Here is a 24,646-nt window from a genome sequence, read left to right as displayed (position 1 = left end):
ACGCCCCTTGCACGACAACGCCCACCTGATGTGGGCGCTGCGCCTGCGCCTGCCCGACGTCCTGTTCGACACCACCGTCGACACCGGCGGCGTCCATGCCCGCCTCCACGACGGCGCCGGTCCTGGGCGACGATCTCCACGCCGCCGAACGGGTGCGCGATCGCCTCCCAGGGAGGTCCGCGCCGGCTCGTCGACGAACTGGAGACCGCGTGGGACGCGTGGATCGCGGGCGGCGCCGTGAGCCTGTACGAGCACGGCATGACCGTCACGGCCGACGACGAGCAGTTCGTCTGGGCGGGCGACCCCGACACCGGCNCCCGNTGGCCCCTTCCCGCACCCGCGCCGATCCCGACCGGGTGAAGNNGACACCCACACACCGACATCGCACTTCGACCGGTGCCGGATCCCGGACACCGGCGGGTCGCGGCGAACGCCGCCGCGCCTTCCGGGCGTCGGCCNACGCTGCGGTGCCATGGGATCAGGAGTGGAAACCTTGACCGNAGTCCTCCCGGCTGAGGNGGAAGTCGTCCGGACGGTCACGGCGAAGNTCCTCGTACCTCCGAACGAAGATGTCGAGTGCCTCGTGAAGCGTGCAGCCCGACGCTTCTCGGATCGCCTTGAGCGCGGGGATGATCCGGCGCTCCAGGATGTCGCGGTCAATGCTCTCGGGGATCTGTTCCATGAGGCCGTCAGCGCACTTTCGAGCACGTGCAAGGCGCCAAGATGGCCGGTTCTCACGTACCTGGCTGTTCCGGCGATGTCCCGTCTCGGGTGACCCGGTCCGATTCGCTCGTTGTTTCCGAAGATCCGGTCGGTCGCGCTGCTGTCGGTAGGGGGTGGCAGGTTGCGTCAATGAGCTACGACCTTGCCGTGTGGGAGGGCGAGCGGCCGGCGGACAACGCCGCTGCGGCCAAGTGCTTTGCCGATCTGTACGACCGGTACATGGACACGGAGCCCGCCGTTCCCCCGGTGGATCGCATCACGGCGTTCGTCGCCGCGCTGTTGGAACGGTGGCCGGATCCCACGGAGAACGACGACGAGGACTCGCCTTGGTCGGCGGGGCCGATGAGCTGGAGCAGGGCCGAGGAGGCATCCGCCTACGCAGCGGAGGTTGCCGCGTCGCTGGGCCTAGTCGATACCGGCGATCGGAACCAGAGGAAGCCCCACCAGCCGAGCGACCGACGCGGCCAGCCCGGCCTCGACGTCCACGTTGACCGCAGCCGGGACATCCGCCGCCTCGATGATGTTCCGGACCTCGTTCGAGAGCCCGCTCTCGGCCCCGACCTCCACGATCGGCTCGGTGATCCCGCCCCACCGCGTACACGCCTCGCGGATTGTCCGGGCTCCGGCGCATGACCAAGTCCAGCAGCCTGTTCGGCGTCAGAAGGCGTTCCGGGAGGGACGTGTCCTCCACGCGGCCGCGGAGGGCCGCCAACACGGTGAACACAACACCGGACGGGTCGTGCGATCCCTGGAGTTCGCCGGTCAGGAACTCAAGGCCGACGTCGCTCGCCTTCAACTCCTCGGCCAGGGTCGCCAGGTCGATGCCGCGGCCGAGTCGTTTGTGCTCGTGGACCACGAGGGACACCCGAATCCCGGAGGCGCGCAGTTCGTGGGCAAGGCCGACGGCCTTGTCCAGTTCGGGCCGCTTTGGCGCGGGTGGAGATCTTCTCCGAGAACACCCGGGTCACGTCCGCGACTTCCTGAACCACCACCCGGTACGCTCCCGCCTGACCAGTGGGCAGACACGGAAACTCCGTGCCGTCCTGACCGCATCGGGGCTCGACGCCGGACATCTCTCCGCAGCCCACGCGCAAGCCCTGACCGCAGCCGTGAACAGAGCCGAAATCGCGCTCCGCAGGCAACTGTGAGCCGCCGCGTGTCGCCCGTTCGCACGATGCCGCCGTCTTGGACGACATCACACCGTGCCTGTCGGTAGGGATCCCTACACTCCGCGTGATGACATCGAACCCGTCCTTCCCTGCGCCGCGTATCGCTCTTCCCGGCCTCGACGGCGTGATCACGAGGCCCCGGGTCGAAACCGGAGCCCGCCGGCGGTCGGGGGTGTCCCGATGAGCGGCGAGGAAGAAGCCTCGCAGCCCGGGAGAGCGCTGGCGGCGTCGGACGCCACAGAGTGCTCGACTCCGTTTCACGGTAGGGAGTTGGCTTGATCAGCGGGCGGGCGCTGCAAAACTGAGGTCGAGTGTGCTGCGATGCGGCTGCGGACGGAACGGGAGTCATCCATCCGCTGGCTTCCCGGAGGACGTGCGTGCGGCAGGCGCATGCGCGGCAGCGGAACGTCGCCGTTGGCATGACTCGTCGGATCGCGGACCGAGACGAAGTTGCGGGAAGTGGGATCCGAGGGGCTACGGGATTCGGTCGGGCCGAGCCGCCGCAGGTCCGAAGATATCGGGCGTCGCGCCTGGCGCAGTACGCGAAGTAGACGCGGAGGCGGGTCCCGGGGTCGCAGCGGGGGAGGGCAAACAGGCGACGCCCCTGGACGACGGGACCAGGTTCGCCCGCAGGTTCGGGCAGGTGCAATCGGGCAGCGGTTGGCTCGGCCGGCAGTGTTTCACGCAGTACCACCGTCGTCCGGCGGATCATCGGGGCCGGTAACGCGCAGCAACAACTGCTCGTTCTCGTCCGCGTCGGCAGCGGCTTCGAAGTGGAAGACCGTCTCCTCGCGGGCGGCATAGACGTCGCCGTGGGATTCGGGATCGACAGCGTCGAAGTACTCGGGTGTCAAAGGGATCTTCCTATCGCTCGCGGCCGACGCGAGGTGCCGGGTGCGAGGGGCGAAGAGGCGGGGTGCGGCGACCCGTCCCGGCTCAGCCGAACACGGTCCCGGAGTTCGCGGTGTTGATGCTGCGTCGTCGGGAGAACGCGCCCAGGTCGATCGTCTCGCCGGTGTGCGGGCCGACGAAGCACACCGGATCCGCGTCGTGGTCCGCGCCGTTGTCCACCCGGTCGATCAGGGTGGCCATCAATTGCCCCACCAGCGGGGCGTTCTTGAACTGGTTGCCACTGGTGCCCATCACCACGTAGAAGCCGTCCAGGTCGGTCCGATCGTAGATGGGCGTCCAGTCCTCGGCGACGTCGTACACCCCGACCACGCCGCGTGCCCGATTCGGCACGGTCAGCCCGCTCAACCGCCGCGCCGCCCGGGTCACCTGCGCCTCGAACACGGCCGACGTCGGGTTGGGGTTCACCGAGTCCGGGTCGTCGACCCACTCGAGCGGGTCACACTCAGGCTCGGTCCCACCGATCAGGAGCCCGCCGCCGACCTCGCCGCGGATGTACACCCCCAGGTCCATGTCAGCCACGGCAATCCCGGCCGATCCCTCCGGGTCGAGGCCGCCGGGCTCCCGGAGGTGGCTGACCTCCTGTCGCAAGGGTCGGACTCCGATGGTGAAGTCCGAGCCCACCCCGGCCAGTTCGTTGATCCGCCCGGACCAGGGGCCGGCCGCGTTGACCACCGTCGCACAGCCCAACCGGGACCCGTCGTCGAGCACCACGGCGGTGACCCGCCCGCCGGCCGACTCCACTGCGGTCACCGTGCGCCGGAACCGGAATTCGGTACCGTGCCGCTCTGCGGCGGAAGCCAGGTTCAGCGCCGCCAACTGCGGATCGCCGACATACCCCGCGTCGGGGGTGTGGACCGCGCCGAGCGTGCCGTCGGCCGCCGCCCAGAAAGCGTCGTCGTCCAGTCGTTTGGGCGGCCAGTACCGCCCGGCGTCCAGACCCGGGATCCTGGCCGCCAGGGTCGCCGCGTCCCACTCCTCGTAGGGCACCCCGACCGCGTCGAACAGCGGCAGGTAGGCGGCGCGCGGCGCGGCGTCCACGTCCAGCACGGCCATCCCGCAGCGCTCGAAACGTACCGGGTTGGGGACCACGCAGCCCAGATGCTCCTCCCACGCCCGCCAGCAGAAGTGCGCCTCCCACGACGCGGCCACTCCGGCGTGCGTGGAGAAGTTGAACCGCACGATGGCACTGGAAGCGCTGGTGGAGCCCAGGCCGACGCCGCCGGCCTTGTCCACCACGGTGACCCGCCGCCCCGCTCGGGCGAGTTCGAGGGCGATCGAGGAACCCATCACTCCCGCGCCGATCACCACGACGTCTGTACTCATCCGTGTTTCCTCCCTGACCTTACGACGGCGCCTCGACGGACACCGATCGAACCGTCGTGGTGGGCTCCCGGTCTGGAAGCACCTTGTCCGCCCAACGGCCGGACACTGGCGCCGACCGACTCCGACCTCGCGACACCCCTCAGTCTGACCGGCCACCCGCCCGGGTACATCCGACGACCGTCGTACGTCCTTCAGCATCAGTACGACAGTCGTCGCATTCGCCGGCGCCCGTCCACGTGCCCGAAGGTGGAGGGACCCGGCCCGGTGGGTGACGACGTTCCGCAGTCCCTGGTCGACGAGTTGTCCGAGCGACCGGGCTGCTCGGTGGCGATCGACAACGTGGGTATCCGCCCGCTCGCGGCCAGTTGGCAGTTCTGCGATGAGGACACGGTCCCGGTGACCTCGGTGCTCCACCGGGCCGTGCCGGCCGACCTCACCGAACGGGTGCCGGCCCAGGGCCGCCGCCTGGACCGGCCCAGGCCGGGTGCTCGTCCACGTCCGGGGGTCGGTCCCACCGGTGTGTGCCCATCCGCTGCGGTGGCGTAGCGGTCACGGCCCACCCGCCGAACAGGCCCACAGGTCGTCGAGCTGCGGTCACGCCTGGGCGATCGGGAGGGTGACCTGATCGTCGGTCCCCGCAGCCAATCCGCGGTGGCCACCCTCGTCGACCGCCGAACCCGCCACTTCCGCCTGGTGACACGGCCCGAGAGACACTCCACCGACCATCTCCGCGACGCCCTCGTCGCCGCACTCGGCGCACTCCCGAATCGTGCTCGCCGGATCCTCACCCGGGACCAGGGCTCGGATGATGGAAAGCTGAACCGCTTCGCAATCTTGTGGTCGGCGTTGCACGGTGAGCAATATCGAGTTCCCGGGCGATGGCGGCAACTCCCTTCGCCGGCCCGCGACCGAGGGCGTCCACTGCCGGATCGGGCGTAGTGGTGTGCAGGGGCTGCTCGTTCGGTGGCGTCTCCGGCGGCTTTTGTCGGTCGCGTCCGGACTGGGAGATCCGGCTACCGGAAGGCGCCGTCCTTGCCTGTCTGCCGGGACTGGGGATCACAGGGACAGCCGCACGCCGACGCCGTGTTCGAGCGCATGGTGCATGATCGCGTGACCCACCGCGATGTCGCAGACGGCCATGCCGATGTTGCTGTTGACGATGATCTCGTCGGCGTTCTCCCGACCGGGCTGCACACCGGCCAGCACCTCGCCGGTCTCGGCAACGACCTCGGGCAGGCCGTCGGGGAAGTACCCCATCGACGCGAACAGTTCGTGTTCTTCGATGCTGTCGACGATGTACTTGTCGGCGCGGTGGGTGGTGCGCGGGTCCCAGAAGGTGTTCAGGTCACACGGCAGGATCGTCTGGCCGGCGGTTACCCACTCGTCCTGCACCACCGCGAGCGGCTGACGCAGGATGACCGTCGCCGAGCTCAGCACCTGCGCGCTCTTGGTGACCGCTTCAGGTGATTCACCCTTGACGATCCGCAGGCCCAGTTCGGGCTGCAGCTTTGCGATCAGCGCGTCCGCGGCCGCCTCGTTGGTGTCGTAGACGTAGATGGTCTCCAACCGGGGCATCGCCAGGGCCGCGTAGCGGACGTGCTCGATGCCCTGCACGCCGCAGCCGAACATTGCGAACGTGGTGACGTCGGGGTGCAGCGTCGCGGCGGCCAGAACCGTCACCGCCGGGGTGCGCATCGCGGTCAGCCACGCCGAGTCCATGACGGCCAGTGGCACACCGCTGTCCACGTCATTGAGGACGAGCAGTCCGGTGGTCTGCGGGAGATCGAACGTGCGCGGGTTGTCCGGGTAGCACTCGATCCACTTCATGCCCACGATCCCCGGCTCCGGCAGGTAGGCCGGCATGGCGTGGTAGAAGACGTTGTCGTACGGGTGGACGCCGATCTTGGCCGGCATCTCGTAGCGGCGGTGACCGTGCTCGACCAGGGCTTGGCGGGTCAGCTCCAGGATGGCGTCCCGCGTCAGTTGCAGGTGTTCGACGTCCTGCCGGGACAGGTAGAGCAGCTCCGAGCCGATCCGCAACCGGCTTGCGACACGCTCTCGGTCCGTGGGGAGGGTCATGTGTGGGTTTCTCGCTTTCGATTCTCACCCGGCGGCCACCGGCCGGGGTCCGTACAGCCTCCAGCCACTGGGCCCTCACCGGCATCGGCACGGATCAGGAACCTCCCCAGCGTTGTTCCTCTCCCCGTAGCAAAGCCGGGATGCCGCTGTCGAGGAGGCGCTGCATCTTCAGTCCCAGGTGCAAGGTCAACCGGTCGCGGCCGTTCTTCAAGTTCCACCCGGTTTTGTTCTCGATCTGGGCCAGCCGGTAGTACAGCGTCGTCCGGTGGATCATCAGCCGCTCCGACGCCGTCGCGGTGTCCCCGGCGGCATCCAGGAACACCTCGGCGGTGTGGGCCAGCGAGTCGGCGCGTCCACCGGCACCGAGGTCGGCAATCCAGGGCGGCACGACCGGCTCGGGAGATGCCACCGCGGCGAGCATGAGCGGACCGTACACACCGGTATCCCGCCAGGACGAAACCGGTGCCAACTCCGGCAACTCGGCGGCGGCGAACGCCGCCAGCACGGCTTGACGCAAGAGGTCCGGAGCCTGATCGAGCGAGCCGGTGTTGCTCAGACCGACGAAGAGGCCATCACCTCTGGCGTCCAGCCGCCGCACACCCTTCCGGATCACCTCGGCCAGCCGTGCCGCTGTGCGTTCCACCTCGTTTCGGCCGGTGACCAGGACCGCACCGCGATTGCCCAGCGCGGCCATGAGCGGGCGGATGGCCGGCCCGTCGTGGCCGGCCCGACCGGTGGACTCCATGATCACGGCCGCAACCGTCTCGGGGTCCGTGGTCGCATCGGTGGCGATGACCACGATCTCGTCTGTGGCATCGACGAGCCCCTGGTTGATCAGGTCTTTCGCGGCGCGAGCGGAGTCCTTGCCCCCGCGCAGGAGGGCGACCACCAAGGCCCGGCGCCGCTGCTCCTCCTCGGCAACTTGGAGCATCCGCTCCCGCATCCGCGCCGACAGCCGGACCACGCAGGCGCCGACCACCTCGTCGAAGCGCTCCGCGCCTTCGTCGATCAGCCACAGATAGCCGAGCAGCCGTTCGTGACCACGGATCGGATAGCACCGTCGGGCCTTGAGCCCGAGAGCCGGACTGCCGGGAATCGACAGGGGCTTGTCGGAGGTGGAGATGCCGAAGCTGTTGAGGTATTCGGCGACGCGGGCCGGCAGGTGTCGGGACAGCACCACGTCGATACGGAGCCTATCCTCGTCACCGTAGTGACGGCTGGACACGATGAGGCCGCCGCGCTGGTCGTCCACGGCGACCGAATGGTGGATCCGCGCGGCGAGCGAGTCGACCAGTTGCTGGATCGCATCGGTGTACGGAGGGATCATCGCGACACCGCCGGTACAACGTCGCGGCGCGATCTCACCAACCAATCGCGGACACCCACGAAGTCACCCTCCATTCAGCTGAGTTCGACAGTTTCAACAGCGCGGAAGCCAGTGACGCCGAGGTTTCGTTTTGGTAGCCACCGCTACCGATGGTTGCTGCCGGCGGATGCGATGCGCGGTGCTTCGTGAAGCAGGCACAGGCGTAGGCCGGTTCGGGGACAAGACGGCCCGCTGGTGGGTCGTGTCTGTCCGCGGCGTCGATGACGGGAACTCGACGTCGAGCACTTCCCTCTGTGAGACCGGACCGTCCGCCGCCCCCGACGTGTTCGACCTCGGCCTGAACTCTGCTGTGCTCCGTCATCGACGGCGGGCGGCGGCACGGTTCGGCCGTGCGGCGACGCCCGGGGCGCGGCGAGTGGTCGACCGTCCTGAACCTTGACCGGGCCGGCGCCCGGCCGGGGTTACCCGGCCCGGCTCGCAGGGCTGCAGTGGACAGGGCTCGGTGGGCTAGGTCCCCGGCCGTGTCGGGGGGTTCGTGTGCGCGAGTGCCCATGCCCGGACGGGGGCGAGGTCGATCGGCGTGACCTCGGGGAACTCGGCGAGCTGCGGTTGCGGGAAGCGGTTGTCGATGCCGAGCAGTACCGCGTCGAAGTAGGCGCGGATGAAGGCGTTCACGAGGTCGATCGTGTGTTGCGGCTCGACCTTACCGCCGCCGGGCAGTACGGCCGCGCGGTCTTGGGCCGGGATCAGCACGAGGTCTGTCAGTTCAAGGTGGGTCACATCGGTCATACGCAGTCGGTGTACGTCCTGTCTCGTGCCGGCGGTGCGAAGGGGTTCGAAGAAGAACTCGTTGGCGTCGATCGCGGTGACGGGCGGGAATCCCACGGCCTCCAGTTGGACGCGGATGTCGGTCGCGAGGTGGAGCAAGGGGACGCGGATGTCGGTGTCGAGCAGGTCGGACAGGAATTGCCCGCCGTCGAGGTTGACCACCGCCTTCACCCGGTGGTCCTGCTGCGCGGTCGAGGCGGCCGCCGCAGCGCCGAAGGACATGCCGAACACGCCCACTCGGGCGGTGTCGCCGGCACCGGCAAGGTCGGCGGGGACACCGCCGACCGAACCCGCCTCGATCGCGTCGATCACCGCGCGCATGTCGTCGACCCAGCGCTGCGACCACGGCCCCATGGTGTGGTCGTCCAGGAACGCCGGCGTCAGCTCGAAGCGCGTCGCGACGTCACCGGTGATCTTGTCCAGGTAGTGGGGGTCCGCGACCGTGCCGAGGAACGTTTCGTTGAACACTTTGTCGTACCTGACCGTGTCGCCGTTGGGATAGCGCACACAGCACGCCTCTCCCGGGTGCGCGACGCTCCACACGATGTACCCGTGGCTCGCGAGGTGTTCCATCAGCGGCGTGTTCTGGGACACCCAACCGACGGCGCCGTGCGAGTACACGAGTGTCGGGAACCCGCGGCCGGCCGCCTTCGCGTCGGCGACGCTGTGGGTCCTCACGTCGGCCAGCCGGTCCACCCATTCTTCGGGCGCGCCCGTCGCCTCGGTGAGCCACCGCAGCGACTGCGCCTCGTCGTCCACGAGGTAGGGGCGGCAGGTCCTGCCGTCGGTCTGTGCGGGGTACCAGACGCGAACCATGAGGCGGCGGCCGTTCGCGTCCTCGGGTCGCAGCGTGGGATATGTCGTGTCCAGCACCTCGCCGTCCCGGACTCCCACGGGATACGGGCCCGACGGCGCGGCGTAGGTGATCGCGGCCATCAGCGACCGTCCTTGACGACGCGGCCGCCCTGGATCACCAGTGCCACCTTGTCGGGCTCGCCGAACACCTCGGGGTTGTGCAGCGGGTCGCTCGCCCACGCGGTGAGATCGGCGAGCTTGCCGACCTCGATGCTTCCCACCTTGTCGGAGATGCGCAGGATCTCGGCGTTGATGCGGGTCGCCGCCTGCAGCGCGAGCATCGGGCTCTCGATGCCCGACCGCAGGGACAACTCGCGGCCGCGGCCGCGCTGGTTGGCGCCGATGAGGTCGGAGCCCAGGCCGACCTTGACGCCGGCGGCCCGGGAGGCCAACAGCCCGTCGACTTGACCCTGCAAAACGGTGCCGACCCGGTCGGTGATCCCTGCCGGCAGGCCGGCCTGTGTCGGGTCCTCGAGAAGTGCGTGCATCGTCGCCAGTGTCGGCACCAGAGCCACTCCCTTCGCCGCCATCAGGCCGGCGGTCTCCTCGTCGATCTCGGAACCGTGTTCCACGCAGGCGACACCGGCGTGGACCGCGTTGCGGATGCCGGCGTTGTTGTGCGCGTGGACGGTGACGTAGCTGCCGCGAGCGTTCGCCTCGGTCACCGCGACCGCGATCTCCTCGGTGGTGAATTGGGTGTCGCCGATCTTGTCGTGTGTCGACATGACCCCGCCGGTCACGCACAGTTTGAGGAAGTCGGCGCCGCGGCGAAACGTCTCACGGACGTTCTTGCGCATCTGCTCGGGCCCGTCGGACAGGAGCGATATCGACCGCAACCCGGGGATGTCGTGGTCGTACCAGTCCGCTGTCGGTTCCCATTCGGCGGCGAAGTGTCCGTGACCGCCGGTCTGGCACTGGACCGGCCCGCACTGCAGAATCCGCGGCCCGCGTACCTTTCCGCTCGACACCGCCCGTGCCAACCCGGCGTCGATGCCCCCGGTGTCTCGCACCGTGGTGAAGCCGGCGTCCAGGGTCCGGCCGCAGTTGTCGAACATGTCCGCCGCCAGCTCGGCAACCGACAGCTCCCGCCGCAGGCTCGGATTGATGTCACTGGACAGGCCCAAATGGACGTGCGCGTCGATCAGTCCCGGCGTGATCGTCAGCCCCCGGGCGTCGAGCGTTTGCGCACCGGAAGGCGGACTGCCCACCGCCGCTATGCGGTCGCCTTCGACGTGAATCGCCGGCCCGTGGACCGGATCCTTACCCGTGCCGTCGACGATCCGCGCCCCCACGATCCAGTAGTCAGACACTCGACCGCTCCTCTTCCCGGTGCGTCGCGAGAGCGTCTTCGCCGGGCATGTAGCGCTCGAACCAGTCCAGCATGCGGGTCATGAAGTCGATCTGCGCGGGGTAGGCCCGAACCCCGTGCCCCTCTTGCGGATAGATCACCAGCGTCGACGGCACGCCGTGCGCACGAAGAGCGTGGTGGAACTCCTGCGCCTGTGTCGGTGGCGTGCAGTTGTCCAGGGCGCCGGCGACGTTCAGACACGGCGTGCGGGCCTTGCCTGCGTGCATCACCGGGCTGCGCGTGTGCACGCGGGACCCGGGCTGCGCCGGATCGGCGTCGAGGAACCGATTGCCCCACGCGGCGATGTTGCTCGTGAAGCCCTGGCTGTACCAATTGGTCACCGGGGAGATCGGCACGGCCGCCGCGAACCGCGTGTCCTGGGTGACGAGCCACGACGACATGTAGCCCCCGTAACTCGCGCCGATCAGGCCGACCCTGGCCCCGTCGACGACGCCGCGTTCGACGAGCGCGTCGATACCGGACAGGTAGTCCCGGGTGTCGGCGCCGCCCATGTCGCCCACCACCAGGCCCGCGAAGGCCTGTCCGCGACCGCTGCTGCCGCGGGGGTTGGGGTTGAGTACCGCGTACCCCCGGGACACCAACAGAGGTACCCACTGGTACTTCATCGACCACATGTCGCGGAACTGCCAGATCGGGCCGCCGTGGATGTTCACGACCAGGGGGAAGGGCCCATCGCCCGCGGGCTTGCACAGGATGCCGTCGATCTCCGTGCCGTCGGGGGCGCTCCAGGTCACCGCTTCCGCGGTGCCGGCCACCGACCGCAGGTAGTCGGTGCCCGGGTGGGCGGTGGACGCGAGCACCCGGTCACCGTCCCTTCCGGACAGCACCAGTTGCTGCGGAAGCCGATAGGACTCCTGGATCGTGCACACGCGGCCGTCGTCGGTGAACGCACCGTCGGTGTGGAACGTGCTGCCACCGCAGGCGTTCGCGGTGGCGAGAACCTCGGACACGCTCCCGTCGCCGACCGCGACGATGCCGGCGACGGAATCCAGTCGGCGCTGCCCGAGGTAGCCGAGCCGCTCGTTGTCGATCCACTCGAGCCGGGTCACGTCGGTGCCGAGGGTGTCGATCCGCCGCACCACACCGGAGGCGGGGTCGATCAGGAGCAGATCGCCGGCGACCAGCCAGCGGTCGCTGCACACCGCCCGCGCCACGGCCAGCCGGCTGCCGTCCGGCGAGCCGGTCGGCAGCCCGAGCTGAACCTCGCTGCCCAACACCTCGCGCACCGCGCCGTCCAGGTCGATCAGGCTCAGGACCGCGCCGTACCAGGCGTCCTCCCACGGAGCTTCGGACGTGATGGCCGCGACGCGACCGGGCCCGCACCACCCGGCTTCCCAGCAGTTCAGGCCCTCGGGAGAGAGACGTTCGAGCACGCCGGTGGCGGGCGTGTACAGCCACAGGCTGCGCCAGGCCTCGTCGGCGACGTCGGCGTCGACGTGCGGGAACCACGGCGGCGCGTCGTCGATGCCCCTGCGGTTGGTGCCCGATCCCTGTCCGCCGGAGAGTTCGGCGCCGAGACCGGCGACGCCCAGCAGGATGCGTCGACCGTCCGGCGACCAGTGGAGGTATTCCACCGTTCCCGGTACCGCGGGCGTCGCCTGAGCCTCGCCCAGCCGATCGTCCGCCCACAGGTGCAACTGGTACACGCCCTTGTCCGCGCGGTCCGACAGGAACGCCAGCGTGCACCCGTCGGGGGAGAACCGCCCCGACCGCGCCGAGGCACCGGGCGCCGACACCTGCCTGAATCGGCCGTCCTCCGCGGTGAAGAGGGCGGTTCGCGGCGCTCCCGCGAGTTTGTGCAGGACGTCCGCGGTCACCACGGTGCGGGTGCCGTCGCGCGTCACGTGCGGCTCCCGAAGGCTCGAGGGCCGGCCGAATCCGGGCCTGTGCAGGGCACGCAGGTGCTCCAGAACCCTCTCGTACTGCATGGAGGCGCTCCGCTCTTCCAACAATGACTTTTCCCTTCACGTGATGTCCACGCAGCCCGTCTCCCTGCCACCTCGTCGAGAAAGGGGCGGGTAGCCGCGGCGGCGCGCGACACGGGGCGTTCGTTGTCGCCCGCGGCCCGAACAGAGGTCCGACGATCGTCGTCTCGGCCTCTCGGCGTTTCGCGTTGACATTTGCTACCGTACATGTACGGTACTCGTACGGCTAGCGGCCTCAAGGGGTCGGCGGGGCAAACCTCAGGAGCAACACCATGGACGACAGCCCTTCGAAACCCACCGCCCCGCGCAAACGCGCACCACGCGGAAGCCTCGATCGGGCGCGGGTGGTCGCCGCCGCGACGGCGATCATGGACTCGGATGGCATCGAGGCGATCACGATGCGGCGCATCGCCGACGAACTCCATGTGCGCCCGATGTCGCTGTACACCCACTTCCGCAGCAAGGACGAGGTCCTCGCCGCGGTGTACGACAACGCGATCGCCGCAGTGCAGGTCCCGGCGGTGGAGGAGGGTCTCGAGGGCATCCATACGCTGCTGCGGTCGTACTTCCGACTGATGGTCAAGCACGCCGAAGTCGCCCGTATCCATCTCGCCGTCGACGCCTCCGGCCCCAGCGATCTACGGATCAGCGAGACGCTCTACGCCGTCCTGCTGGCCCACGGCATGGGCGTACGCGACGCGGTGGGAATGGTCGCGACCCTGATCCGTTTCACGATCGGCGCCGCCACCTTGTATCCGACGCGCAAGCCGTCGGACGAGGACCCGGACGCGTGGTCGAAGGCACAGCGGAGCATGCAAGCCCTCCCCGCCGAGGAGTATCCGACGCTGCACGCCTTGGGGCTGGGACTTCCCGCCTTCACCCAGGAGGAACTCTTCGAGCACGGGCTCGATCTCATCCTTCGGCAGATTCCGCCCCGGTAGGCGGATCCGGCGAAGTCTCCCTGGGCTTTCATCACAACGAACTGCCTGAAAGGGGTGCATCGTGACCGCACTCACGACCGCCGACTACCGCCGCGCCGAACAACTGCTGCCGCACAACGCGGCGCGCCTCGTTCCGGGCGCGAAGATCCGACCGAACTGGGAGGACGGCACCGACAGGTTCTGGTACCGCGTCGACACCGCACAGGGCCGACGATTCGTACTGGTCGACCCCGCCGCCGGCGATCGCAGGGCAGCATTCGATCACGACCGGCTGGCCGCCGCCCTGTCGTCGGCGTCCGGCACCGCGGTGGAAGGCGCACATCTTCCGTTCACCTCGATCAGCCGCACCGGCGACACCCTCGAGTTCACCGCGTTCGACGCCCGATGGCGGTACGTACCCGACGACGACCGGTGCACCCGGATCGACGCGCCCGGCCCGGCCGCCATCCACGAGCGGCCCTCACCCGACGGCAAATGGGTCGCGTTCGTGCGCGACCATGACATCCGGGTGCGCTCCTCCGACCACACCGAGGAGTTCGCCCTCACCGACGACGGCGAGAAGTACTTCGACTACGGAACGAACCTCGACGTGGCGCTGTCGCGGATCATGCTCCGCAACGCGGGCGTCACCGCGCCCCCGATGCTGGCCTGGTCACCCGACTCGCGCCGATTGGTCACCCACCGGATCGACCAACGGCACCTGCGCGAACAGGTGTTGGTCGAGTCGACCCCCCGCGACGGCGGGCCGCCGGTGGCGCACTCGTTCCGCTACGCCATGCCCCAGGACGAGCAGCACGCCGGCGCCCGATTCGTCGTGCTGGACGTGACGCGCCGTTCGGCGGTGTGGGAGGCGACCGGCCCGTCGCACATCGGCCACCTGTCCCCGTTCGCGCGCGGCTGGGCCTGGTGGTCCCACGACGGCACATCCCTGTATTTCCTGCGACAGCCCCGCTATGCCCGGTCGCTCGGGCTGTACCGCCTCGATCCGGACACCGGCGCCGTCGACCTCCTCGTGGACGAGCACGGCACCACCCGAGTGGAACCGGCACAACTCATCTTCGACCGACCGATGGTCCGAGTGCTGAGCACCGGTGAGGTCCTGTGGTACTCCCAGCGTGACGGCTGGGGACATCTGTACCTCTACCCCGCACCCCAGCGGCCGCCGGGCCCCGCGTCGACCGACGAGCGAGCGTCGACTCGGGTCACCACGGGAGCGTGGGCGGTCCGCAGCATCCTCCACGTCGACGAGGAGAACCGCACCGTCCTGCTCCTCGCGTCCGGGCTGGTACCCGGCGAGCCCTACGCCCGGCAGTTGTGCACCGTCGGACTCGACGGCAGCGGATTCACCAATCACAGCGACGACGCGTTCGATCACGAGGTCGTCGTCGCCCCATCCGGCGCCTACCTCCTCGACACGGCCTCCGCCGTGGATACACCGCCGAGGACCGTCGTGCGCGATGCCGCCGGCGCGGCCGTGGTCGAACTCGAGCGGCCCGACACCGCGTTGCTCGTCGCCGCGGGCTGGACGCCCCCGGAGCGGTTCAGCGTCAAGGCCGCCGACGGGGTCACCGACATCCACGGCACGCTCTGGCGCCCACACGGTTTCGATCCGTCGCGGCGCTATCCGCTGGTCGATTCGGCCTACCCCGGCCCTCAGATCATGCGCGCCACCGCGGGCTTCTCCAACCCCCACCTCGTCTCGCCGGAAACGCTCGCCGCTCTGGGATTCGCCGTCGTCACCGTGGACGGACGTGGCACCCCCGGCCGCAGCAAGGCCTTCCACGATGCCTCCTACGGCAATCTCGGCAACGCCGGCTTCATCGAGGACCACGTCGCCGCGATCCACCAACTGGCCCACCGCCACGCCTGGATCGACCTCGACCGGGTCGGCATCGCCGGAGCGTCCGGCGGTGGCTTCGCCACCGTCAGGGCGATGCTCACCCACCCCGACCTCTACAAGGTCGGCGTCGCCCTGTGCGGCAACCACGACATCCGTCACTACCTGGCGCTGTGGGCCGACACCTACCTCGGCGAAGGCACCGCTGAGCAATGGGCCGACGTCGCCAATCCGAACCTCGCCGCCGGCCTGACCGGGAAGCTGCTGCTCGTCCACGGCGAGCTCGACGACAACGTCCTGCCCTACCAGACCCTCAACCTCGTCGACGCCCTCATCGACGCCGACAAGGACTTCGACCTGCTCATCGTCCCCGGCGTCGAACACAACTTCATGGGCCGCGACCACTACGTCACGCGCCGGACGTGGGACCACCTCGTCCGACACCTGCTCGGGACGCAACCACCGGTGGGATACACGATGCAGCCCTTCCCTGCCGGTGCCGAACACCTCGCCGAACTGCTCGGATAAACCCCCGCGAATCGGCAAAGCCGAGAGCCGCCCTCCCGGCGCGGGAGTTCGCCCAGACCATCGCCTCGACCCCCATCCCCGGCCCGATCATCGAGCCGGTCCCCGGCACGCCATGAGAGACCGGGACGTGCCCGAGCGATGGCAGGGCCGAACGCCTCCCAACGAGCGGCATTCCCCACACCCCGTCACCACCGACCAGTTGCCTTGGTCCCCGACCAGGAGAATCGTCATGAACGCTGAAGTGCAATCCATCCGCACGAAAAGACCGAGCGCGACGCCCTTCGTGCTCACCGTGGTGCTCTCCGTCTACACCGCCCTGGAGGCAATGCTGGTCCCGGCACTGCCGCAAATCCGGGCAGATCTCGACGCCTCGCCCCAGGCGATCACCTGGGCCTTCACCGGCCTGCTGCTCGTCGGCGCCGTCGCAACCCCGATCATCGGCCGCCTCTGCGACATCGCCGACAAGCGCCGGGTCCTCATCGGCGTCGTCGCCATCGTGATCGTCGGCGTCGTCGTGTCCGCGACCGCGGACTCGGTGGGGCAATTGATCGCGGGCCAGATGATCCAGGGCGTCGGAGCCGGACTTCAACCACTCGCCATCGGCCTGCTCAACGACACCCAACCCGCGCACCGGCTCAAGCCCGCCATCGGTCTGATAGTCGGCGCTACGGCACTGGCCGCCGCGTTCGGCCTCCTGGCATCCGGCTGGATCATCAGCGAACTGTCGTTCACCTGGCTGTTCTGGATTCCGCTGACCATCATGTTCATCGCACTCGTCGCCGTCTGTCAGATCGTGCCCGAATGCCCACCCGTGGGCAGCGGATCGATCGACTGGCTCGGCGCCGTCCTCCTGGGCACCGGGCTGGTCGCCCTGCTGCTGGGCCTGACGGTCGCACCCGAACACGGATGGACCTCCGCGCCGTTCCTCATCCGCGTCGCGATTGCGGCCGTACTGCTCGCCCTGTTCGTGCCCGTCGAACTGCGCACCACGCACCCGTTGATCGACCTGCGCGGACTCCGAAATCGGCCGGTCGTCCTGACCTGCGTGGTGGCATTCGTCGTCGGGTTCGGCACGTTCGCGCTGTACGTCGTGGTACCCAGCCTGGCCAGTCTGCCCACGAGCACCGGATACGGCCTCGGCGCCGACACCGCCGCCGTCGGTCTCCTGCTTCTGCCCTTGGGGGTGTTCGCCCTGGTGAGCTCTCCGCTCACCCCTCGCATGGAGCGCTTCCTCGGCACCCGCGGCGTGATGACGCTGAGCACCGCGCTCATCGTCGGCTCCAGCCTGCTGCTGCTCCTCGCCCACGGCAATGCCCTGGCCCTCTACCTCGCCAGTGCCGTCTGCGGCATCGGCATCGGCTTCAGCACGACCCAGTCGATGAACATCGTGGTCAGCGTCGTCCCCGCCGACCGCACCGCGAGCGTGGCCGGCACCGCGTTCGTCCTGCGCAGCGTCGGTGCCACCCTCGGCGGCCAGATCGGCGCCAGCGTGCTCGCCTCCGACCCCGTTCCCGGCACACCGATACCGACCTGGGACGCCTACACGACCACCTTCGTGATCAGTGCGGCGGTCGGCATGATCGCCCTCGCCCTCAGCGTCGCACTGCCCAGACGACTCTCCATCCTGGCGCCGGCATGACCTCGGGATCCGTTGCCCACGCCCGGCGACACCCGCTCCCACCCTTCCCGGCGCCCCGACGGCTCAGGTAACCGCAAGCCTGCGGCCGGGTTTGGGAACCCGACCGGCCCGAGGCGACGTGCCACTCCCGGCCCGGACCAACCGCACTACCGCAGGACGCGGGCCTTCCCCTGACCAGGGCGGCCCCTTCCGCTGGGTCGCAGTCGGCTTCGCCTGCGGCACGGCGTCGGTCGGATCGTCCAAGGCCGTGACCATCGCCGCCGGCGAGGAGATCCACGACGCCGACCCGCCGGGCTTCCGGCACTTCGGGAACCCGGCATCGGCGAACGGCCGGCAGAGCCCGACCGTCACCCCCTACGGCCGCGACAGTGAGCACGACATCCGCGCATACACAACGGAGACGTCCAGCCTGTCCTGAGCGGCCTGTGCTTGCACACATGCCGCCGAGTGGCCAGTGCGCCCCGATCTCGACGTACTCGCCGGACACCACGACGGGGCGCGGGCCGGGCGATGCCCCACCCAGGCCCCGCTCCCGGACCTCCTCTTCGCCCTCCCGGACAACCTCATCGTGCCCCGCCCATCACCGTCCCCCAGGAAGCGCCCGCGGATGACCACCTCCTCCATCGACCTCTTCTGCGACGCCACACTCGCCGACCCCTACCCCCGATACGCGGAACTCAGGGCCCAAGGTTCCGCGATCCACCTGACCGAGCACGACGCCTGGGCGCTTCCCCGATACGCCGACGTCCGCGCCGCCCTCACCGACCCGAGGGTCGTCTCCTCGCTCGACGACATCGCCCTCGCCCCCGAGGCCGACCGCGACACCCCGGCCGGGACCGTCCTTGCCTGCGACGGACCCGACCACGCCCGGCTGCGCCGGGTCCTGTCCCGGCAACGCGCCCGGCCCGCCACCGACGCACTCACCGCCGACGTGCACAGGCGCGCCGACATGTTGGTGCGGGAACTCGTCGAACGCGAAACGTTCGACGCTGCCCGGGACTTGGCGCAGACCCTGGTCGCCGATGTCGTCCTGGACCTGATGGGACTACCGGCCACGACCCGCGACTCGCTGATCGGCAACGCGGCGGCCACGTTCGGTCCGGCCAACGGCCGGTACGCGGCCGCAAGGCCCGCCGCCGCCGCGATGTTCGCCTTCCTCAACGACGTCGTCACCCCGGACGTGGTGCGCCCGGGGTCGTGGTTGGCCACCACCTACACCGCGGCCGACGCGAGCGGGATCACACGGGAGGAGGTCGTTCCCCTGATGTCCACGTACATCACCGCAGGCATGGATACGACGATCCACGGCATCTCCACCGCCATCCACCTCCTGGCCGCCCACCCCGGCCAGTTCGCCAGCCTGCGCAACAGACGCGTGACCGCGGACCGGGTCTTCCACGAGGCGTTGCGGTTCGACGCGCCCATCCAGGCATTCGAAGGCCGTGTCACCCGGGACGTCACCGTCGACGACACGCGGATCCCGTCAGGGGAACGGGTGTTGCTGCTCTACGGCTCCGCCGGCCGCGACGAACGACGATGGGGGGAGTCCGCCGACCGGTTCGACGCCCACCGCCCCGACTCCGATCGCCACTTGGCGCTCGGGGCGGGACCCGACCTGTGCGCCGGCAACACCCTGGCCGTCCTCCAGGCCCGCGCGGTCCTGACCGCCCTGGCACGACGCTGCACCCGAATACGCCCGACCGGCACCGCTGAGCGAGCGGTCAACAACGTTCTGCGCGGCTGGGAACGACTGCCCCTCGACGTGACCCCCGACGGTCGCCGCACCGCCTGACCGGCCGCCCAGACCACCGCCGCCGTCACGCCGACAACAACGAACGCCGACACCCGACCTCGATCTTCCAGCCGACCACGTTCGTCGAGGCAAGGTTGCGGCCCGGGGCCGGTGGTCTGAGGCGAAGGAACTCGTGCACGAGCAGGTGCCCTGGTGGTGCGCCGAAACGCGGGCCGCTGCGGAACGAGGCGTCACCCCTGAACCGGACCGGGGTGGTCGCCGGCCCCCGTCGGCGTATCCGAACCGGGAACTGCACGCGTTGGGCCTGCGCGCCCACGAAGGCGAGGACATCCACTGGCGGCAAAGGAGCCCGACAAACCGATCCCCGCAACGCGACAGGTCCCTGCCGAGGCAGGGCCCTCGACACCGCCATTCGGCGACCACCGAGGACCTGTTCGCGCCCGGAAACCCCGCCGCTGGAACCGAACCGGGACGACCTCGACATTCGGGAGGTCGACATCCCACAGGCTGCCGACGCGTCACGCGTTTCTGCGGCGACGAGATCGCCTGACCATCCCTCACCGCCCGGGCTGGGCGAGCACCGGGCGACGAGATGGGGAGAGGACATGAAATCCGCCGGGCGACTGCGCCCCCGCTGCGACGAGGCGCTCCTGGTCCGAGCGGCGCATCCCGACGTCGACGTGCCGCGCCGGCCGACATCATCCCCGAGGGTGTGCCGCGCCGATGCGACCGGAGGCGCCGGACACGGCGGATCCCGGGGATCGCCGACGCGGTGCGCCACGCGAGTCCCGATCCGACACGCGCCTCGGTGAGCCCCGAACGCAACGATGCCCGCGAGACGGCGGTGCCTCCCGCCGCGGTCGGACGCGGTTCCGGATCGCCGTGTCAGCCCCTTGTGCGCTTCGCGTCGATACTGCTACCGTACTTGTACGGTACTTATACGGTATCCATACGGTACAAGTACGCCTGCGGTGCCAAGCGGTCGCCCGGGCCAAATTTCAGGAGCGACGCCATGGACATCGTCATGAACCGCCCTGGTTACGAAACACACCTCGTCTACGAGGTCGACGTCCCCATCCGCGATCCCAGGACCGACGCGCGCGGCATCCACGTACTCACCGGAAACGCCGCCACGGCCGAAGACGCTCTGGCCGCGGCCCGCCACGCCTACACCCAGGCAATCCACCACCACGGCACCGGCTCCCTCCCCTCCCGGCACCCCGACGGCTGGGGCATCCGCGGCCTGCGCCCGGGCTGGGAACCCGACTGGCCCGGGGCGACGTGCCAGCCCTGGACCGGGACCCTGGAGACGATGGCGCTCTTCCACGCCACCGACGAACTGCCTCGGCACAGCGCGGGGAAGCTCGTCGGATCCGTCGCCGTAGCCCGGTTCTGACACCGCCGGCCGCCGTCGGAGACACCAGGCTCGAGGGCTGCGGATGACGGGACCGCGCGGCAGATGTCGGGATGCCGACCGGTGCGAACGGTGCACCCCGGCGGGCCTGGGAGGAGTATCTGTGCTGCGAGGTCCCCGACCCGATGCGTTTCGCGTGCTGCGGGATGACCGCGCTGGACGTGGACGCCGCGCCGCGCCCACCCCGGCGGTATGGATCCCGGGGCTGGACACCGGGCGATGCCGGCCACTCGGACGACGGGACGACGCCTTCCGGTCGGCGGCCGACGGCACGCTCGGTGCAGTCCAGACCACCCCCGGCGCGGAGTATGTAGCTACGTAATGCTTTCTCTACGTGAACCGCACCGGAATTCCCTGGAAATACCTCCCGCACGACTTTCCGACCCACGCCACGGTCCACGCCTACTACGCCGCCTGGCGTGACGAAGGAATCTTCGCCCGGCTCAACCACGACCTGACCGCACCGGCCCGCGTGAAGGAGGGCCGCAAGCCCGAACCCACAGGCTCCGTCATCGACACCCAGAGCGTGAAGACCTCCACCAAAACGTGCCTGTGACCAGCCAAGGAACAGACGCCGCAAAGAAGGGGGAGGGGAGAGGGCGGCGAGGGCATCGCTGGATGGTGCCAGCGATTGCCTCGGGTGGGTGGCACGCGCCGCTTCACTGCGATCCCGCCTGCGGCTCGGACAGCCGCCGGCGACCACCCCACCGCCTCGTCCACCGTCCGCTATCGATGGGCACCACCGGTGCACCCGGATGGGATGGAGCCCACCGCGTGGATGGACCACGCCTCGTCCATCGGGTGGTGCGGGCTGGTGGGCGACACCCGATGGCGCGGTCGGGCACGCCACCGGGTGGGCTCCACCGCGTACGCGGTGCCACCGGATGGAGCCCACCCAGTGCGCGGTAAGCACGAGAACGGCAGGCAGGCTGTATCGCCTGACGAGCTCGTAACACGAGGCGGCGGTATGTCCGCGAGCACGTAACGGTGTTCGCGGGCCGGCTGAACGCCACTGGGATGGTGAACGTCGCGAGGGTCTTCCCATTGCCGGTCGAGGGCAACGTCAGAGGGAACGACAGCCCGGACCGATGACGCGACGTGTGCCCCGCCGGAAGGGATCCGGCGGGGCACACGTCATGCGGTCGGGAGTGGGTCAGCTGGTGGTGAAGGAGTCGAAGTCCGCCTCACCAGTGGTGCCCGGGGTGCCGTTGGTGGAGAAGACACCGACGTCCTGCGTCGCGGCCGCCGAGGGGACGTTCGCCGAGGCGATCTGGGTCCACTGCGTGCCGTCGGTGGAGTAGTAGCCGGTGAAGGTGGTGCCGGAGCGCACGAGTTTCAGCCAGCCGGGGTAGACCGTGGTACCGAGGTTGCGGTTGCTCTCCAGCTTGCCGTCGCCGTTGGCGTCGTACTGGAGGGCGTATCCCTGGCCCGGGGTCGCGGCCAGGATCACGTAGCCGGGGGAGGCGTTGGCGTTCGTTATGTCGTTTCGGACCATGATCCCGGACTTGGCCCAAGTACTGGTGTTCGTCTGGGAGTCGACCTTCACGATGGTGGTGGAGCCGTCGTGCTCAGCGCCGTGTTGGTAGATCGCGCCGTACTCGTTGGTGTCCTCCCATACGTCCCTGCCCTGAGTGCGGATGCCGAGCCGGCTGCCGGCCTGGCTCATGCTCGCAGTGGTCGAGGCGAAGGTCTGGTAAGGGTCCTTCACCGGCTGGCCGAAGGTGAACGTTGCGGTGCTCACCTTTTCGGAGGCCGCGCCGCGCCGCTGGTATGTGGCAGTGGCGTTGAGGGTGTCCGTCTTGAACAGGTGAGTCGACGCGGGCGGCGTCACCTCGAAGGTCGTCCGGGCGGTGCCGCCTGCCGGGACGCTCGCGGTGACGGCCGGCGAGGTGGCGCGGACAGTGAAGCCATCCGGGGCGGTGAGGCTCAGATGCACCTTCTGTACGGGCCTGCCGCCGTGGTTGGTGAACACCTCGGTGACGGTCGTCGGGTGTCCGGCAGTGGCAGAGGCGGGGCTGCTCAGCGTCAGCTCACTCACGTCGAAGGGGAAGGTCGGGCGCAGTCCGATGCTCTTCTGGTCGATGTTGGTGAAGCCAAGTGCGAGAGCGGGCGAATCGGGCTGAAGCGTGTAGTCGTGGCCGTCCGGGTTCACGAACTGCGGATCGACCCCGGTGACGCTGTGCTGGTCGTAGGCCCTCGCGTAACGGGACTGATAGTCCGCGAACGAGAGGGAGGCCGAGCCGACGTTGACGTTGAACGAGCCGGTCGGGTCGTAGAAGAGGTTGTTGTCGACCGAGGCCAGCCGGTTGGGAATCTCTCCGGTCAGCACCGGCCCGTATTCCGGGAGCCCGCGCCACCCGCCGGGCAGGTCCATGGGATCGTAGGCGAAGGCTGCCTTGTTCCGGTAAAAGATGTTATTCGTCAGGGTGAGCCCGTAGGAGGGCTCGGCGAACGCCTCCAGGCGCATGTCCCAGTGCGCCTGGTTGTCGGCGAGAATGTTGTTCGAGATCGTGTTGTTGATGCCCTTTTCGTAGATCGGAAACGTGCGGATCCCGCCGACCACGTTGTGGATGATGTTGCCGGTGACGGTGACGTCGTCGCTGCCGTCGTCGAGGTAGATCCCGCCGAACCAGGTGTTCCAATCGGAGTCAGCCCGCATGTCGTGGATCCGGTTGTTCTTGATGACCGTGCCTTGGCCGATGCCCCAGGACTCGATCGCGCCGGCGTCGGAGGTGGACTTCACGACGTCGGAGATGTCGTTGGCCTCAAGGAGGTTGTTGCGGGTGTACAGGAAGTCGTTGTGGTTGGCGCGGGTCACAGCGTGGCCGTAGTAGCTGGAAGCCATCACGCCGTAGCGCGATCCCTTCTGCGAGATCCCGTACCGCGGGCTGCCGATGATCCTGTTGTGGGAGATGGTGTTGTCACCGCTCTGGTACATCTGGATGCCCGCGGTAAGGCCCTCGAACCTGCCGACGTCGTGGATGAAGTTGTTGGTCACGAGGTTGGACTTGTTGACGTAGGCCGCGGCCGGGTCGGTGAACGGTCCGGTGCCGATGTTCCAGCCGGTCAGGTAGACGCCGTTGAGGCCGGTGCGGTCGATCCAGTTGCCGGAGACCGTGTTGTTCTGGGCGAACTTGTTGAACCACACCGCGCTGAGCCCGGCGTTCAGGAGCCGGCTGTGAGAGACGGTTATGTTTTTGACGTTCTCGCCGTAGACCAGGCCGTGCTTGTTCGCCTCGTACTGCAGGTTGTCGCCCGGCGGTGTGCTGAAGGACGCGACGAAGTCGGTCGTGTTCAGGGTGAGCCCGGTGATGGTGATGTCGTGGGCAGGCGTGGTCTGGGCCGAGCCGACGATGCGGAAGATGTCCTGGACCTTCGGCGCAACGATCACGCTGGTGGCGATCGACTGGCTGTGGGGCCAGTAGTAGACGGTGTTCGCCGAGGTGTCGAGATACCACTGGCCGGGGGCGGTGACGCCGGACAGGCTCGTCGCGGCGGGCGCCGCCATGGTGTCGCCCTCGGTCAGGTTGTGGAAGGCGCTGCCCCCGGGAACCTTCGCCTGGTAGATGTTGGCGTTGGACGACGTCGGCGACCAGCCCGTGATCCGGGTGCCTCCGTAGATCGTCGGCGCCTCCGACTCCGCTCTCTCGTCGTAGTTCTCGTAGATGACCTGGTGGCCGTTCCGACCACTGTCCCGTTCGTCGAGCTGGATCGGTGAGCTCAGGAAGTAGTCGCCGGCGCGGACCTTGACCACGATGTCACGGGTCAGGCGTTCCTCCTGCGCGAGCAGCGCGCGGACCGCGTCCCGGGCCTTGGCGATCGTCGCGAACGGCTCTGCCGCCGAGGAACCGCTGTTGGCGTCGCTGCCGGACGGCGACACGTAGAACGTCGCCATCGGCGCCGCCGCCGCTGTACCGATGCCCGGTCCAACGGCCACGGCGCCGGCAAGCAGTGCTCCCACGGCGAGTCTTGATGTCAGTCCTACCAACCAGCCTGGTCTGAGAAAGTCGCGCATGAAGCTCTC

The 24,646-nt window shown here is 69.1% G+C and carries 16 protein-coding genes and 2 pseudogenes; 9 read left to right on the top strand and 9 right to left on the bottom strand.

Annotation, left to right across the window (positions count from 1 at the left end):
* Nucleotides 1-852: 852 nt before the first annotated feature.
* Nucleotides 853-1,356, top strand: a complete 504-nt coding sequence (locus tag A3IC_RS73250) for a hypothetical protein (RefSeq protein WP_020556267.1) — start codon at nucleotides 853-855, stop codon at nucleotides 1,354-1,356.
* Nucleotides 1,357-1,483: 127 nt separating this feature from the next.
* Here the strand turns inward: A3IC_RS73250 and A3IC_RS71910 are convergent.
* The 3 genes and pseudogenes from A3IC_RS71910 to A3IC_RS0143020 all read right to left on the bottom strand — a co-directional run.
* Nucleotides 1,484-1,594, bottom strand: a pseudogene (locus A3IC_RS71910) (recombinase family protein); the annotation flags it as partial.
* 978 nt (nucleotides 1,595-2,572) lie between these two features.
* Entirely contained in the window at nucleotides 2,573-2,746 is a 174-nt protein-coding gene (locus A3IC_RS69370) for a hypothetical protein (protein ID WP_020556266.1), read from the bottom strand.
* 82 nt (nucleotides 2,747-2,828) lie between these two features.
* On the bottom strand, nucleotides 2,829-4,127 hold the full coding sequence (locus A3IC_RS0143020) for an NAD(P)/FAD-dependent oxidoreductase (protein ID WP_020556265.1): 1,299 nt from the start codon (nucleotides 4,125-4,127) through the stop codon (nucleotides 2,829-2,831).
* Nucleotides 4,128-4,391: 264 nt separating this feature from the next.
* On the opposite strand from A3IC_RS0143020, the gene A3IC_RS0143015 reads away from it, so the two are divergent.
* Nucleotides 4,392-4,673 carry a hypothetical protein gene (locus tag A3IC_RS0143015; protein WP_040878214.1) on the top strand — a complete coding sequence of 94 codons (282 nt, stop codon included), beginning with the start codon at nucleotides 4,392-4,394 and terminating at the stop codon, nucleotides 4,671-4,673.
* 510 nt (nucleotides 4,674-5,183) lie between these two features.
* Here the strand turns inward: A3IC_RS0143015 and A3IC_RS0143005 are convergent.
* The 5 genes from A3IC_RS0143005 to A3IC_RS59830 all read right to left on the bottom strand — a co-directional run bounded on the left by A3IC_RS0143005 (nucleotide 5,184) and on the right by A3IC_RS59830 (nucleotide 12,513).
* Nucleotides 5,184-6,206: an ornithine cyclodeaminase family protein gene (locus tag A3IC_RS0143005; protein WP_020556262.1), complete on the bottom strand. Its 1,023-nt coding sequence runs from the start codon at nucleotides 6,204-6,206 to the stop codon at nucleotides 5,184-5,186.
* Nucleotides 6,207-6,300: 94 nt separating this feature from the next.
* The gene (locus A3IC_RS0143000) at nucleotides 6,301-7,533 is read right to left on the bottom strand and encodes a PucR family transcriptional regulator (protein ID WP_020556261.1); all 1,233 of its coding nucleotides are present in this window, start codon (nucleotides 7,531-7,533) and stop codon (nucleotides 6,301-6,303) included.
* A gap of 507 nt (nucleotides 7,534-8,040) precedes the next feature.
* Nucleotides 8,041-9,297, bottom strand: coding sequence for an alpha/beta hydrolase family protein (locus tag A3IC_RS0142995; RefSeq protein ID WP_020556260.1), 1,257 nt, complete (start codon nucleotides 9,295-9,297; stop codon nucleotides 8,041-8,043).
* Nucleotides 9,297-10,526: a metal-dependent hydrolase family protein gene (locus A3IC_RS0142990; protein ID WP_026219396.1), complete on the bottom strand. Its 1,230-nt coding sequence runs from the start codon at nucleotides 10,524-10,526 to the stop codon at nucleotides 9,297-9,299. Before A3IC_RS0142990 ends, A3IC_RS0142995 begins: the two co-directional genes overlap by 1 nt.
* A complete protein-coding gene (locus A3IC_RS59830; RefSeq protein ID WP_052174058.1) occupies nucleotides 10,519-12,513 on the bottom strand; it encodes an alpha/beta hydrolase family protein in 1,995 nt (664 codons plus the stop codon). The genes A3IC_RS0142990 and A3IC_RS59830 overlap by 8 nt, the downstream gene beginning before the upstream one ends.
* A gap of 269 nt (nucleotides 12,514-12,782) precedes the next feature.
* Here A3IC_RS59830 and A3IC_RS0142980 point away from each other — a divergent pair, with 269 nt between their 5' ends.
* The 7 genes and pseudogenes from A3IC_RS0142980 to A3IC_RS0142945 all read left to right on the top strand — a co-directional run.
* The gene (locus A3IC_RS0142980; protein WP_079027057.1) at nucleotides 12,783-13,451 is read left to right on the top strand and encodes a TetR/AcrR family transcriptional regulator; all 669 of its coding nucleotides are present in this window, start codon (nucleotides 12,783-12,785) and stop codon (nucleotides 13,449-13,451) included.
* A gap of 61 nt (nucleotides 13,452-13,512) precedes the next feature.
* Entirely contained in the window at nucleotides 13,513-15,816 is a 2,304-nt protein-coding gene (locus A3IC_RS59825) for a S9 family peptidase (protein ID WP_020556256.1), read from the top strand.
* Between the two features lie 229 nt (nucleotides 15,817-16,045).
* On the top strand, nucleotides 16,046-17,455 hold the full coding sequence (locus A3IC_RS0142970; RefSeq protein WP_106669187.1) for an MFS transporter: 1,410 nt from the start codon (nucleotides 16,046-16,048) through the stop codon (nucleotides 17,453-17,455).
* Nucleotides 17,456-17,702: 247 nt separating this feature from the next.
* Nucleotides 17,703-17,873, top strand: a complete 171-nt coding sequence (locus tag A3IC_RS69365; protein WP_020556254.1) for a hypothetical protein — start codon at nucleotides 17,703-17,705, stop codon at nucleotides 17,871-17,873.
* Between the two features lie 189 nt (nucleotides 17,874-18,062).
* A complete protein-coding gene (locus A3IC_RS0142960; RefSeq protein ID WP_020556253.1) occupies nucleotides 18,063-19,247 on the top strand; it encodes a cytochrome P450 in 1,185 nt (394 codons plus the stop codon).
* Between the two features lie 973 nt (nucleotides 19,248-20,220).
* Complete coding sequence (locus A3IC_RS59820; protein ID WP_063744964.1) at nucleotides 20,221-20,604, top strand: hypothetical protein; 384 nt, start codon at nucleotides 20,221-20,223, stop codon at nucleotides 20,602-20,604.
* 346 nt (nucleotides 20,605-20,950) lie between these two features.
* Nucleotides 20,951-21,225: pseudogene (locus A3IC_RS0142945) on the top strand (transposase); the annotation flags it as partial.
* A 550-nt stretch (nucleotides 21,226-21,775) separates the two neighbouring features.
* Here the strand turns inward: A3IC_RS0142945 and A3IC_RS63405 are convergent.
* Complete coding sequence (locus A3IC_RS63405; protein ID WP_079027056.1) at nucleotides 21,776-24,637, bottom strand: right-handed parallel beta-helix repeat-containing protein; 2,862 nt, start codon at nucleotides 24,635-24,637, stop codon at nucleotides 21,776-21,778.
* Between the last annotated feature and the right edge of the window lie 9 nt (nucleotides 24,638-24,646).

Source organism: Embleya scabrispora DSM 41855 (assembly GCF_000372745.1).
GTDB classification, from domain to species: domain Bacteria; phylum Actinomycetota; class Actinomycetes; order Streptomycetales; family Streptomycetaceae; genus Embleya; species Embleya scabrispora.
The sequence above is the reverse complement of the archived record's forward strand: the minus strand, read 5'-3'. Positions and strand labels throughout refer to the sequence as shown.